The sequence below is a fragment of the Citreicoccus inhibens genome (genome assembly GCF_019039035.1).
Taxonomy (GTDB): domain Bacteria; phylum Myxococcota; class Myxococcia; order Myxococcales; family Myxococcaceae; genus Citreicoccus; species Citreicoccus inhibens.
Window position 1 is genome coordinate 169862 of record NZ_JAHNZT010000011.1, and the last position, 13437, is coordinate 183298.

The following is a 13437-nucleotide window of genomic DNA, read 5'->3' on the forward strand; positions in this document are numbered from 1 at the left end:
CGGACGCCGCGATGCCGACGGCTTACTGAGTGGAAGGAAGGATTGGGACAATGCCCAAGTTGAAGACCCGTAGCAGCGCGAAGAAGCGCTTCCAGGTGAAGAAGGGCGGCAAGGTCAAGTTTGGTAAGGCCTTCAGCAAGCACCTGTTCACCTTCTCCAAGACGCCCAAGTCGAAGCGCGGCAACCGTGGCACCAGCCACCTGCGCGACATGGACGCGAAGAAGGTCATCAAGGAGCTGTTCCCCTACGGGGCCTGAGCAGTCGGGCCTGGATCATCCGTGAGTCCTGGAGGAGCGGCGAGAAGCCGGCGCCCGGGACCGCCACTGAAGCAGTCAGGAGTGTGTCATGCGCGTCAAGAAGGGTTTCAAGGCTCGTCGCCGTCGTAATCGGATTCTGAAGCTGGCCAAGGGTTACCGCGGCCGCCGGAAGAACTGCTACAAGCGCGCCAACCAGGCGGTCGAGCGCGCTCTGGACTACGCTGCTCGCGACCGCGCGGCCCGCAAGCGGAACTTCCGCTCGCTGTGGATCGTTCGCATCAACGCGGCGGCCCGCACCGTGGGCATGTCCTACTCGAAGCTGATCGCCGGGCTCGCCAAGGCGCAGGTCGCGCTGGACCGCAAGGTCCTGTCCGACATGGCCATCGCGGATCCCGCGGGCTTTGCGGCCGTCGCCAACATCGCGAAGGCGGCCTGATACACGTCCGGCTCGGAAGCCGGCGACCAGAACACGCGAGGGCGGCCGAAAGGTTGCCCCGCTGGACGAAACGGGCTGCCTCCGGTGACGGGGCGGCCCTTTTTTTTGCCCGGCGCCCAGGGGCGCACGGAGCGTGAAACGGAAGGCGGAAGAGGACCATGCGAGACCGGTTGCAGGCGCTGGCGGACGCGGCCCGGCAGGAGATTGCCGGCGCCTCGGAGCTGCCCGCGGTGGAAGCGCTGCGGATTCGCTACCTGGGCAAGAAGGGTGAGCTGTCCAGTGTCCTGGGCGGGATGGGCAAGCTGCCTCCCGATGAGCGGCGCGCGCTGGGGGAGATCGCCAACAGCGTGAAGGCGGAGCTGGAGCAGCTCCTGGCGGATGCCACGCGCCGGGCCGAGGAGGCCGCGCTGGAGGCGCAGCTCAAGGGCCCGAAGCTGGACGTGACGCTGCCGGGGCGTGGCGTGGTGCCGGGGAGTCGGCACCCGGTGTCTCGGACGATGGAGGACATTGTCCGGACGTTCGCGCGGCTGGGGTTCGAGGTGGCGGTGGGTCCGGAGATTGAACTGGACTACTTCAACTTCGAGGCGCTGAACCTGCCCAAGGATCATCCCGCGCGCGACATGCAGGACACGTTCTACGTGGACGAGTCCACGCTGGGGCATGCGCGCAAGGCGGACAGCCCGTCGCTCTTGCGCACGCATACGTCTCCGGTCCAGGTGCGGCACATGCTGGCGAAGAAGCCGCCGGTGCGCGCGGTGATGCCGGGGCGCGTGTACCGCCGTGACTCGGACATCACGCACACGCCGATGTTCCACCAGGTGGAAGGGCTGCTGGTGGACAAGGACGTGAGCTTCGCGGAGCTGAAGGGCACGCTGGCCGCGTTCGTGCGCGCGTTCTTCGGCGCGGACACGCGCACGCGCTTCCGCCCCTCGTTCTTCCCGTTCACCGAGCCGTCGGCCGAGGTGGACATCTCCTGCACGTCGTGTGGCGGCAAGGGCTGCCGCATCTGCAAGCAGACGGGGTGGTTGGAGGTACTGGGGAGCGGGATGGTGCATCCCAACGTGTTCACCGCGGCGGGCTATGACCCGGGCGAGGTGACGGGCTACGCGTTCGGCATGGGCGTGGAGCGCATCGCGATGCTGCGCTACCGCATCGACGACCTGCGGATGATGTTCGAGAACGACGCGCGCTTCCTCGAGCAGTTCTGATTCCAGCCTGGTGAGCAAGAAGGTGGACCTGTGAAGATTTCGGTGAAGTGGCTCGGCGATTACGTGGCGCTGCCGCCGTCGGTGGACGAGCTGGCGCGCAAGCTGACCGCGGCGGGGCTGGAGATCGAGGGCGTGGAGCGCCCGGGCGAGGGACTGCGCGGTGTGGTGGTGGCGCAGATTCGCGAGTCCGTGCAGCACCCCAACGCGGACAAGCTGTCCGTCACCCAGGTGGACATCGGCGGCTCGGCGATGCTCCAGGTGGTGTGCGGCGCGAAGAACTACAAGGTGGGCGACCGCGTGCCGCTGGCGACGGCGGGCGCGAAGCTGCCCAACGGAATGGAGATCAAGCAGGCCGCGCTCCGCGGTGTGGAGAGCTTCGGCATGCTGTGCTCGGCGAAGGAGCTGGGGCTCACCGAGGACTCCTCGGGGCTGCTCATCCTCCCGCCGGACGCGAAGCTGGGGGCGCCTGTGGCCGAGGCGCTGGGGCTGGATGACTCGGTGCTGGAGGTGAACGTCACGCCGAACCGGCCGGACGCGCTGAGTCACCTGGGCGTGGCGCGCGAGGTGGGCGTGGTGACGGGCGCAGCGCTGAAGCTGCCGCAGCCGAAGCTGGCCGAGTCCGGCACTCCGGCCTCCGAGCGCGTGAAGGTGCGCATCGAGGACGCGACCCGCTGCACGCGCTATGCGGCGCGCGTGGTGGAGAACGTCACCATCCGCCCGTCTCCCACGTGGATGCAGGAGCGGCTGAAGTCGTGCGGCGTGCGCGCCATCAACAACGTGGTGGACGTCACCAACTACGTGCTCCTCGAGTACGGGCAGCCGCTGCATGCGTTCGACCTGGACAAGCTGGCGGGCCAGGAGATCGTCGTGCGCACGGCGGGGCGCGGCGAGAAGATGCACACGCTGGATGGTAAGGAGCGCGCGTTGGATCCGGATGACCTGCTCATCTGTGATCGCGACCGGCCCCAGGCCATCGCGGGCGTCATGGGCGGCGGGGACAGCGAGGTGTCGCAGGGCACGACGCGCATCGTGTTGGAGTCGGCGCACTTCGTGGGCTCCAGCGTGCGGCGCACGGCGAAGCGGCACGCGCTGCACACCGAGGCGTCGCACCGGTTCGAGCGAGGCACGGACCTGGACGCGGTCATCCCCGCGGTGGACCGGGCCGCGCAGCTCATCGCGGAGCTGTCGGGCGGCACCGTCGCGCCGGGGCGCGTGGACGTCTATCCCGAGCCCAAGGCCGCGCGTCGCGTGACGCTGCGCTATGGCCGCGTGGAGCGCGTGCTCGGCGTGGCGGTGGCGGAGGCCGAGTGCCGGCGCATCCTCGGCGCGCTGGGGTTCAAGGCGGTGGAGGAGGGGACGGGGCAGACGACGTATGACGTGCCTCGGGCGCGCGTGGACGTGGAGCGTGAGGAGGACCTCATGGAGGAGGTCGCTCGCGTCTACGGCTACGACAACATCCCGGCCCGGCTGCCTCGCGGCCTGGACACGCTGGTGCCCGAGCCCGCTTCCTCGGAGGCCGAGCGGCGGCTGCGCCACGCGCTGAGCGGCGCGGGGCTGAACGAGGTGGTGAACTACTCGTTCGTCGCGCCGAAGAGCCTGGAGGTTCTCGGGGCGAAGGATGCGCCCATTGCGCTGGTGAACCCGCTCAGCGTCGAGCAGTCGGTGATGCGGACGAGCCTGCTGCCGGGCCTGTTGGAGAACCTCTCGCGCAGTGTGCGCCACCAGGTGGAGTCGGTGGGGCTGTACGAGACGGGGCGTGCCTACTACCGGGACGCGCAGGGCGGGCAGGGGATGCGCCCGGCCGCGCGCGAGGTGCCTCGCGTGGCGGGCCTGCTCTGGGGCCTGCGTGGCGGCGGCCGGAGCTGGACGCAGAAGGACGCGCGGATGGACTTCTACGACGCCAAGGGCGCCGTGGAGGCGCTGCTCCACGAACTGCACGTGACGGGCGCGACCTTCTCATCCGCCGAGCGGCCGGCCTACCACCCGCGCTCGTGCGCCCAGGTGGCGCTGGCGGATGGGACGGTGCTGGGGCACGTGGGGGAGATCCATCCCCGCGTGACGAAGGCGCTGGGGTTGCCCGAGGGCGTGTTCGTGTTCGAGCTGGACACCGAGCCGCTGTACTCGGCGTCGCGCCTGGTGGCCGAGAGCCAGCCCTTGCCGAAGTACCCGGCGGTGCTGCGCGATCTCGCGGTGGTGGTTCCCGTGGAGCTGGCGAACGAGGAGGTTCGCCGGGTCATCCTGGAGGTGGGGGCGCCGCTGGTGGAGGACGCGCTCGTGTTCGACGTGTACACGGGCAAGCCCATCCCCGAGGGGAAGAAGAACCTCGCGTACGCGCTGCGCTACCGCTCAGCCGAGCGCACGCTCACGGACGTGGAGGTCACCACGGCGCACCAGCGGATCATCACCGAGGTGAACCAGCGGCTGGGGGCCGCGCTGCGCGCCTGAATTCCTGAATGAAGTCAGGAGGTTGACACGCCTCCTGGAAGGCTGCCAGCATCGCCCCCCGCGTTTCACCGCGCGGAAGGGTGCCAGAGGGGCTCGCATGACGAAGGCGGACATCATCGAGGGGGTCTACGAGAAGGTCGGCTTCTCCAAGAAGGAGTCGGCGGAGATCGTGGAGCTCGTGTTCGACACCTTGAAGGAGACGTTGGAGCGCGGGGACAAGATCAAGATCTCCGGGTTCGGAAACTTCCAGGTGCGCCAGAAGAAGGCGCGGGTGGGCCGCAATCCGCAGACGGGCAAGGAGATCGAGATCTCCGCCCGTCGCGTGCTGACCTTTCGGCCGAGCCAGGTGTTGAAGAGCGCGCTGAACGGCGAGGCTCCGCCCGAGGATCACGCGGAGATCGACGCACGCGAGGAGGCCGCGTTGGATGCGGCCGAGGCGCGTGGCGAGGACTTCGACGAGGGGATGGACGAGGGGGAGGATTGAGTTTTCACACGGTGCCCGCTGCTCTTGCTTGACCTCGTCGTCGTGTAGGGGCATAAGGGCGCACCCTTTCACGACGGCAACGCCGGGGCGTAGCGCAGCCTGGTAGCGCACTTGCTTGGGGTGCAAGTGGTCGCAGGTTCAAATCCTGTCGCCCCGACCATCGAAGGCCCTGGAGTTCCGGTGTCAAAGCCGGTGACTCCAGGGCCTTCACCTTTTGTGGCGCTATCGCATCGCGAACGCGGCCCTGCGGAGCGCTGCGGGTGGTCGTCTGGCGGTCAGTGATGCGCTGCTGCCTGAGCGCGGCGGTAGGGTTGGCGCAGGCTTCCCTGCCTGATGCGGCTGGGCCTCTCGAGTGGCGCTCGGTCGGGGGCAGCCCGAGTGGGTGTCTACCTTCGCCCCGTTCGCGGCGCCGCTGGTCCGCTTCGGTTGCCCACCTTCTGGCGAGCGCGTCGACGGCTTCCGCGAGTACGTCGCGATAGGCGTGTCGGACGGAGGCCTCGGCTCGGGCAGCATCAGAGGTGAGCGCGGGCAGGGCTCAGCCCGCAGCGGGGCCCCGGGCGTGGGCAATGCTCAGGCACCGCGCGCTCCAAGGGGCGCCGCTTGAATGAGAGAAGGCCCTGGAGGCTCGGCATGATGCGCCGGTGACTCCAGGGCCTTCGTGTCTCGGCGGGGGCTCAGGTGGAAGAGGGGCCCTTCTCGTGGCTGCTGCGCTCCACCTTCACGCTGCTGCTCGACTGGCTCTCGACCGGGTGGCCCTGTGCGTCCACCACGCCGGAGGGGGGACCTCTTCGCACGCGGCGCTCGACCGAGTAGCGGCGACCCCGACCGGAGCGCGAGCGGGGTTCGGTGCCTTGCTCGGGCCGATCATCGTCGTAGGAGTCGTAGAAGCGATCCAGCGAGCGGCCAAGGATGTGCGAGGACTCTCGGAGGGCTCGCGAGAAGCTGTTCGCCACGTCGGTGCCGCGAACTCGGGCCTCCCGCTGGAAGTCTGCTGCCCGGCTTCGGGGGCCTCGACGGCGATAGCCTTCGGGCGGTGGCTGCGCTTCGTAGTCCGCGTCGGACTCGTACTCGGACCGTGACTCCGGCTCCTCGTCGTAGTCGTAGTCCTCGTCCGCCTCGTCGTAGTCGTGCTCGTAGTTGGAGTCCTCCTCGTAGTCGCCCACGCCGAGGAAGGACTCCGCCACGTCGATGGCGAGATCGCCGAGGACTTGCGTGCTGCCCGCCACCATCTCCGTGGTGGCGTCGCTCCAGGCCCTCGCCAGGCGGCCCACCTCTCGCGTGAACTCGGTCGAGTTGTCGACGAAGGTCTGCATGTTGCTGCGCGCGCTGGAGCGCCCTCGTGGGGCGCTCCGACGACCTCCGTTGCGATTGCGCTGCGGAGGCTCTCGCGTGTAGTCACTCCTTCTGACCTCGGACCTTTTGTACTCGGACATGCGGGTTTCCTTTCGTGAACTCCGGAGGGTTCTCGCGGGCCCGACCTGGCACGACTTCGCGTGCTGCGCTGATTCCCAGACATCTCATCCGCACGGAATCCCAGACTGCCTCACGCTTTCCGCACGCGCCCGCCTGCAGAGGAATGGAATGGAGCCACATCCCGTTCCTCAGGCGAACAGGACACCGAGTTTCTGTGTCCGCCGCAAGATATTTCCCTCCCAAGGATAGGGAGGTGCGCGCGCTCTGGCATCTGCTGCCCTGGAGCGCCGAAGTATGTCTGGAATCCGCCTGCGCCTCCGACTCCAGGGCAAGGGACGTGGTGACTGAACTGCAGTTAGCATATCCCGCCTCTCCACCTCGCACGCTCTGAGTTCGGTTGTCATTGGCCGTCCTGTCCCCCCGGCAACAGGAGCCCGTTCCATGACACGCGCCAAGCAAATCCAAAACATTCTCGCTGTTCTCCTGGGCTTTCTCTTCCTGGACGTCGCCATCGTCGTCTGTTGGAAGAGATGGGTGACCCCCACGGACCTCGCCATTTTCTCGGTGACATATGTCCTGTCAGGACTGGGGATCGCCATCGGCTATCACCGACTCTTGACTCATCGTGCGTTCAAGACCCACAAGTCCATTCAGTACCTCTTCGCGGTGCTGGGCTCGACGGCGGCGCAGGGCCCCGTCATCGAGTGGGTGACGGATCACCGCAAGCACCACTCCTGCGCGGATCAGGAGGGCGACCCGCACAGCCCTCACTTCAACTTTGGAGCGGGGCTCGGCGACCGCTTGAGAGGCTTCTGGTATGCCCACGTCGGGTGGTTGGTGAAGACGCAGGGCGAGGCCCAACGGACCTTGTTCTCGCGTGATCTCCTCGAGGATCGGGGGATGCGGTTCATCGACTCGGCGTTCCCAGCGCTGGTGTTCCTGTCCATCGTCATCCCGGGGGCCGTGGGTTACCTCGTCACGGGGACGTGGCAGGGGGGGCTCGGCGGGCTGTTCTGGGGCGGGTTGATCCGCATCGTCCTATTGCACCACGTGACCTTCTGCATCAACTCGGTCTGTCACGTGGTGGGGACCAAGCGCTTCGAGACCCAGGATGAGGCGCGCAACGTCTTCTGGTTGGTGCTCCCCACGCTTGGGGATGCGTGGCACCACAACCACCATGCCTTCCCGCGCTCCGCCTCGCATGGCCTGCAGTGGTGGGAGGTGGATCCCTCCGCGATGGTCATCCATGCCATGCGCCGCGTGGGCCTCGCCTGGGACGTGGTGGAGATCTCCGCGGAGCAACAGCAGGCCCGCCTCCTTCCGCGCGCGGAAGTCGCCGGGCGGACCACCTGATGGTGGAAAGGAATGCAGGGGGCTGGCGACGCGGTTCGGCGCTGACGGACAAGCGAGCCCTGGTGACGGGCGCCGCCAGCGGAATCGGGCGGGCCACGGCGCTGGCGCTCGCGGACGAGGGCGCGCATCTCGTCCTCTGTGACCGCGACGCGGAGCGGCTCGCGGAGGTGTCGCGAGAGATCTCCTCGCGCGGCCGAGAGGTCTTCGCCCGACAGGTGGACGTCGCGGACCGTGAGGCGATGCGTGCCTTCGCGGCCGAGGTGGAGCGCGAGGTGGGGGTGCTCGACATCCTCGTGAACAACGCGGGCGTGGCCCTGGGTGCCCGCTTCGTGGAGACGCCGCTGGAGGACTGGGATTGGATTGTGTCCATCAATCTCTTCGGCGTCATCCATGGTTGCCATTTCTTCCTGCCGGGGATGATTGCCCGGGGGCAGGGCGGGCACGTGGTGAACGTCTCCTCATTGACGGGCTTCTTCGCCACGGAGCCCTTCGCTGCCTACGGCACCACCAAGTACGCCGTGTTTGGACTGAGTGAGGCGCTTCGCGCCGACCTCGGTCGATATGGCATTGGTGTGACGACGCTCTGTCCGGGGATGACGGACACGGCCATCACGGAGAACGCGCGGGCTCGGGGCGAGTATGGCGATTCGGCCGCGCGGGCTCGGACCGCGGACCTCTTCCATCGCCGGCGCTATGGCCCCGAGCGCGTGGCGGCGGCGGTGCTCTCCGCCATCCGCCGCAATCGGGCCGTGGTGCCCGTCACGTGGGAGGCCTGGCTCCTGTACTACCTGAAGCGCCTGGCCCCGGGCTTCCTGCTCTGGCTGGGCAAGGTGTTCGCCGCGTACGTCGCCGGGCGAGGGCGGTTCGGCCACGCGGGTCGTGCCCGCGTGACCGAGTCAGGGAGCGCGCCTAGCGGAAGTGGGGAATGACCTTCTCCGCGAAGGTGCGCAGGGACTCCATCACCAGCTCGTGCGGCACCGTGCCCAACTGCATGACCATCAGCAGTTCATCGATGCCCGCGTCGGCGAAGCGCCTGACGGACTCGCGGGCATGCTCGGGGTCGCCGATGATGTAGCCGGCCGGAGAGCCGGGCTGGTTGCGATAGGCCATGGCCTCGCGCAGGTCGTCCTCGGGCAGGAAGTCTCGGGGAATGGCCAGACGTCCAATCGGCCGTGTCCCGGAGAGGTAGTACTGGAACATGGACTCGCCGAAGAAGCGCGCGCCGCGCAGGCCGTACTCGCAGGCCTTGCGATCGTCATCGAGGACCAGCGTGGGGGGCGAGCATGCGAAGTGGTTGTTCTTCTGCCATCCGGTGGGCTTCGCGCGGCCCACGGCCTCTCGGTAGGCACGGACCTTCTCCGCGAGGTATTGGTCGCTCCCCACCGCGAAGTTCAGCGCGCCCAGGCCCAGCGCGCCCACGGCGGCGGCGGACTCGGGCTTCGAGCACGCGGCGAACATGGGCGGGTGCGGCTGTTGCACCGGCTTGGGAATCACCTGCGTGGGGGGAATCTTGTAGTACTTCCCCTTGAACTCGAAGACGTCCGACTGCCACATGCGAGGAATCATCTCGAGCGCTTCGAGCCACTGCTCGTGGAGCTGGGGGATGCTGACTTCGAAGGCCATCTGCTCGACGAGCGAGGACGACTTGCCCGAGCCCCAGTTGACCCGGCCGCCCGAGAGGATGTCGAGCGTGGCGATGCGCTCGGCGATGCGCAGGGGGTGGTTGTAGCGCTGGGGCGTCAGCGTCACGCCGTGGCCCAGGCGGATGCGCTGCGTGCGCGCCGCCACGTAGGCGAGGAAGACCTCCGGCGCCGATGAGTGCGAGTACTCGCGCAAGCCATGGTGCTCGACGACCCAGATGCCGTCATAGCCGAGCGTGTCCGCGAGGACGGCTTGCTCCACCGAGTCTCGAAAGAGCTGGGCCTCCGTCTGCCGGGTGGGGTCGGCGATCTGCATTTCGAAGAACAGGGAGAACTTCATGCGCGGGGCTCCTGGGGCCGCGGAGCGCGGGCCCTGAATGCGAGGGAACGGGCGTGCCGTGACGCGTGGAGGGGCTTCAGGAGGAGGAGACGCGGGCTTCCGGGGACGGGGGCGTTCGGCCTGCTCGGCGGAGGATGACGCGCGCGAGGGCCCTGCCCAGGCGGGACTCTCCGGTGGCGAGCACGCGGAACTGACTGCACAGCGCGATGAAGATGAGGCCGAAGTGGGCGTCCCCTTGGACCTGGACCCGTCCGGTCATGATGGCGGTGGCCGAGCTCAAGGTTCCGTCGAGGAGCTGGAGGAAGGTCTCCTCCTTCAGTCGAATGGTCGCCGCGGGCGCGGGATGCAATCCCTTGCGGACCCAGAAATGCTCGTCTCGGACGTCGAGGTGCCAGCCCGTGGGTGGCGTGCCCGGAAGCTCGATGTTGCCAATGCCCCGGGTGCCGCGCAGGTCCACCTTCTGGGTGTTGATGGCGCCCCCCATCAACCCCGTTCCGAGCGACAGGCCATTCATGAACCAGTGGATGCCAGGATTCATCCGTCGTCCTTCTCGCCTTCACACCTGCGGGTGGGACTACAGGCCGACCCTCTTGCGCACGATGCGGTCAATCACTCCCGGGACGAAGAGCCGGGCGTACTGACCCACCTTGCCCGCCACGGTCATGATCTCCTCGCGCTTGCCCTTGCGCGTCGCCTCCAGGATGCGCCGCGCGCACTCCGCGGCGCTCATGGAGCCCGACTCGTCGATGGACGTGTGGCCCAGCGCGGTGCCGTCGGAGCTGAGGGCGCGCTGGCGCACCTCGGTCAGCACGGGCCCGGGGCAGACGAGGGTGATGCGGACGCCAGACGCATGCAGCTCGCCCCGGAGCGACTCGAAGAAGCCGTGGAGGGCGTGCTTGCTGGCGGCGTAGGCGCTGCGGGTGGGCAGGCCGGTCTTGCCGCCCAGGCTGGAGACGACCACGAGGCGCCCCTTGGACTCCTTCAGCGCGGGCAGGGCGTAGCGCGTGCAGTACACGGCGCCCATGAAGTTGGTCTGCATCAAGGTGTTGAAGATGGAGAGGTCTCGGATGTCCTCGAAGCGGGAGTACATGGAGATGCCGGCGTTGAGGATGGCGAGGTCGAGCCCGCCACCGAACTTCACCGCTTGCTCCATCAGGGCGCGGCAGTCCTCCTCGCGAGAGACATCCGCGCGAACGGCCAGCGCCGCGGCTCCGGCTTTCTGACAGGCGTTGGCGACCTCTTGCAGCCGCTCCAGGTTCCGGGCGGCGAGTGTGAGTCTGGCTTTCTTCGCGGCGAGCTGCGTGGCCAGCTCGGCGCCAATTCCGCTGGAGGCTCCGGTGATGACCACGCGTTTGCCTTCAAAGAAATCCATGGCGCGAGCGTAGCCTCGGCGGCGACGGGGGAAAGGAATGCCTCGGGTTCGAGCCAGTGTCAGGCATTGCCATCGTCCGGGAGGGCAGGTCGTTCAAAAGGGCGCAGTTCCCGGGAGAAGTGCTGCCATTCGCGGTGCAACTGCTCCACGAACTTCTCCACGCTGGGCTCCGCGAGGGCGGCGATCTCCCGGGCGCGCTTGAGGGACCAGGGGGGGACCGAGATGTCATCCGAGGTGTAGACGAAGTCCGCCATGGCGGTCTCCGCGCGCGCGCTTTGGTTGAGCAGGGTGAAGAGGCCGCGAATGAGGTCTCGCGTGCGGGCGATGGGGTTGAGTCCGGCGAGGAACCTCCCGAGTGCTCCTGGGATCCAGGGGTGCTCGGGCGGGAGGACCATGGGCATGGGGATGACGTTCGCGCCGATGTTGAGCCCCACGCCTTCGCCCACGAGGAGGCTGCACGGGATGTTGTTCACGAAGGCGCCATCGACGTGGCGCAAGCCGTTGATCATCGTGGGGGGATAGCGGAGGGGAAAGCTCGCGCTCAGCCGCACCGCCATGCCCAGCGGTCCCTTGCGGCAGACGAGCATCGTGCCGTTGGACACGTTGGTGGAGACGGTGAGGAGGGGAATCTCCAGGGACTGAAGCTCGTGGGGCCCCAGCTCCGAGTCCATGTAGCGGCTGATGGCCGCGCCCGTGAAGTATCCCAGCAGCGTGGCGCGGTCGAGTCGGCCCGCGCTCTCCAGGGCGTGTTCGAGTCCGTCCACGCCCTCCACGCAGTAGAAGGCCGCCATCATCGAACCCATGCTCGTGCCCGCCAGGATGTCGATGGGAATGCCCAGGGCCAGGACCCGCCGCAGCAGCGTGACGTGGGCGTAGCACCAGCCCGCGCCACCTCCGAGCGCGAAGCCGACCCTGCGGCCCGTGAGGGCTCGGCCCCAGCGGCAGAACGTCGCCTGCTGCGCGGCATCCAGGTCCGCGTAACGCAGGCCCCCTGGCGGATGGGTCGCGAGCCGGGCGAGGTCGAGCTTCACGCGGAGCGCCCCTGGAGGGAGCCCGAGGATGGGGGTGCCATCCAGGAGCGCGGCCAGAAGCACGGTGGCTCCCGAGAGTTCCGGTGGCGTGCGCACGGCTCCGGGGCGACGTGAGAGATACAGCAGCCGCGTGACGGCGGGCCCCAGCTCCGCGGGCGCCTGTGCGCCCAGCGCCGAGGCGTCCACGAAGATGAGGTCGAACACCGCGGGGTGTTCATCGCGGACCTGTCGGAGCACCCGTGCGGCCTCTTGTCCATCCGCGACCTGCGCGTGCAGATGCGCGACCTGTCCAGGGACGGCGGTCGCGCGTGAGCGTGGGGGGAGCGGCGCTGTTCCTGGTGGCACGAGTGTCAGGTGCAGCACGCGGTCGTGATGTTGCGTGGCCACGGTGTCCGCCAGCAGGGCGCTCAGGGTGGACAGGGGGGCGTCCGAGACGTCGCTCTGGAGCAGGACCACGTCCCCGCGCGCACGCGAGGGCGGATGCACACCCGGCAGCCTCCCGAGTGTCACGGGGATGGGGTGGAGCGAGCCTGGGAAGGGCTCGGCGGTGCTCCCCACGCTGGGGAGGAAGGCGAGGCGCGTGGGGTGCGTCACGGAGAGGCGGACCGGAGCGCCTGGGGGCACCTCCCCAGGCTCGGCCCAGAACACCGCGCCGCGGGTCAGCTCCGTGGTCTGCTCCGCGGGTGCGCGGGGCGGGGCGGGGGGCACGAGGTGGGGCTGCTCGGGAGGATGGACTCCGGGTTCCCACCAGGCGCGCAGCGTGCCGGCGAGGACGATGTACCAGCCTCGGCCCGTGAGGCTCCCGCCGCGACCGACGAGCTCCTCACCCTCGGCGCAGACCCGCACCACCGCGCTGTCCATTCGCTCGGCCCAGTACTCTGCTGCGCCGTGGGCCGGGCCGCTTCGCCGCGTGGAGGCGAGTGCGAAGACGCGCTGGCGACGCAACGCACGGAGGTCCAACACCGCTGCTTCGAGCGCGGGCACGCGCGCCACCATGCGCGCATACGCTTCGCGGCGGATGCGCAGCACCGTGGTGGGGACGAGGACCTTGGGGGCGCATCCTGGCGACCAGGGCTCTCCGGTGAGGTTCTCCTCGCCCCACGCCATCCCAGGGAGGAGGCGCTGCTGCACGCGATATCCGTCCGCCGCCGCGACCTCCAGATAGACCGCTTCGCCGGAGAGCAGTACGTGGAGCCCCGCGCTGGCCGCGTCCTCTCCCAGGTGGGTGCCTGGGGCGAAGCAGAGCCGCTCCAGGTCTTCGCTCAGGGCCTCGGTCTGCGCGACGGTGAGGAGCGCTTCGCGCAGCGAAGGGAAGCGCGTGAGGCGCAGGTCATCGCGCAAGGCTTCGTCGCGCGAGGCGTTGAGTGTTGGATTGTTCATGGATGCGCTCCCGCGCGAGTCCTTGGGTTGAATGACTCGCAGCGCGCCTCTAGCGTGCTCGCGAGGCCAGCGGCGGGT

General features: G+C 68.6%; 12 protein-coding genes and 1 tRNA gene. 8 read left to right on the top strand and 5 right to left on the bottom strand.

The genetic code is table 11. The annotated features are described in order from the left end of the window. Nucleotides 1-50 precede the first annotated feature (50 nt). The 6 genes from rpmI to KRR26_RS16030 all read left to right on the top strand — a co-directional run bounded on the left by rpmI (nt 51) and on the right by KRR26_RS16030 (nt 4990). The gene (gene rpmI, locus KRR26_RS16005) at nt 51-257 is read left to right on the top strand and encodes a 50S ribosomal protein L35 (RefSeq protein WP_120208123.1); all 207 of its coding nucleotides are present in this window, start codon (nt 51-53) and stop codon (nt 255-257) included. Nucleotides 258-345: 88 nt separating this feature from the next. Then, nucleotides 346-693, top strand: coding sequence for a 50S ribosomal protein L20 (gene rplT / locus KRR26_RS16010; RefSeq protein ID WP_120208125.1), 348 nt, complete (start codon nt 346-348; stop codon nt 691-693). A gap of 158 nt (nt 694-851) precedes the next feature. Further along, a complete protein-coding gene (pheS, locus tag KRR26_RS16015; RefSeq protein ID WP_120208127.1) occupies nt 852-1901 on the top strand; it encodes a phenylalanine--tRNA ligase subunit alpha in 1050 nt (349 codons plus the stop codon). 30 nt (nt 1902-1931) lie between these two features. Then, nucleotides 1932-4346: a phenylalanine--tRNA ligase subunit beta gene (pheT, locus tag KRR26_RS16020; RefSeq protein WP_120208129.1), complete on the top strand. Its 2415-nt coding sequence runs from the start codon at nt 1932-1934 to the stop codon at nt 4344-4346. A gap of 97 nt (nt 4347-4443) precedes the next feature. Then, the gene (locus tag KRR26_RS16025; RefSeq protein ID WP_120208131.1) at nt 4444-4830 is read left to right on the top strand and encodes an integration host factor subunit alpha; all 387 of its coding nucleotides are present in this window, start codon (nt 4444-4446) and stop codon (nt 4828-4830) included. An 83-nt stretch (nt 4831-4913) separates the two neighbouring features. Beyond that, nucleotides 4914-4990: transfer RNA gene (locus KRR26_RS16030), tRNA-Pro, on the top strand. Nucleotides 4991-5504: 514 nt separating this feature from the next. Here the strand turns inward: KRR26_RS16030 and KRR26_RS16035 are convergent. Beyond that, nucleotides 5505-6263, bottom strand: a complete 759-nt coding sequence (locus KRR26_RS16035) for a hypothetical protein (RefSeq protein ID WP_217080230.1) — start codon at nt 6261-6263, stop codon at nt 5505-5507. 421 nt (nt 6264-6684) lie between these two features. Between KRR26_RS16035 and KRR26_RS16040 the strand changes: the two genes are divergently transcribed. Both KRR26_RS16040 and KRR26_RS16045 read left to right on the top strand, forming a co-directional pair. Further along, a complete protein-coding gene (locus tag KRR26_RS16040; protein ID WP_120208136.1) occupies nt 6685-7596 on the top strand; it encodes an acyl-CoA desaturase in 912 nt (303 codons plus the stop codon). Further along, a complete protein-coding gene (locus KRR26_RS16045) occupies nt 7596-8525 on the top strand; it encodes an SDR family NAD(P)-dependent oxidoreductase (RefSeq protein ID WP_120208138.1) in 930 nt (309 codons plus the stop codon). Before KRR26_RS16040 ends, KRR26_RS16045 begins: the two co-directional genes overlap by 1 nt. Here KRR26_RS16045 and KRR26_RS16050 read toward each other — a convergent pair. The 4 genes from KRR26_RS16050 to KRR26_RS16065 all read right to left on the bottom strand — a co-directional run bounded on the left by KRR26_RS16050 (nt 8506) and on the right by KRR26_RS16065 (nt 13359). Continuing rightward, nucleotides 8506-9576: an LLM class flavin-dependent oxidoreductase gene (locus KRR26_RS16050; protein WP_217080231.1), complete on the bottom strand. Its 1071-nt coding sequence runs from the start codon at nt 9574-9576 to the stop codon at nt 8506-8508. The two genes, KRR26_RS16045 and KRR26_RS16050, sit on opposite strands and share 20 nt — an antisense overlap. Before the next feature lie 76 nt (nt 9577-9652). Continuing rightward, entirely contained in the window at nt 9653-10114 is a 462-nt protein-coding gene (locus KRR26_RS16055; RefSeq protein ID WP_120208142.1) for an SCP2 sterol-binding domain-containing protein, read from the bottom strand. A 36-nt stretch (nt 10115-10150) separates the two neighbouring features. Then, entirely contained in the window at nt 10151-10948 is a 798-nt protein-coding gene (locus KRR26_RS16060) for an SDR family oxidoreductase (protein WP_217080232.1), read from the bottom strand. Between the two features lie 59 nt (nt 10949-11007). Continuing rightward, complete coding sequence (locus KRR26_RS16065; protein ID WP_158611529.1) at nt 11008-13359, bottom strand: patatin-like phospholipase family protein; 2352 nt, start codon at nt 13357-13359, stop codon at nt 11008-11010. Nucleotides 13360-13437 lie beyond the last annotated feature (78 nt).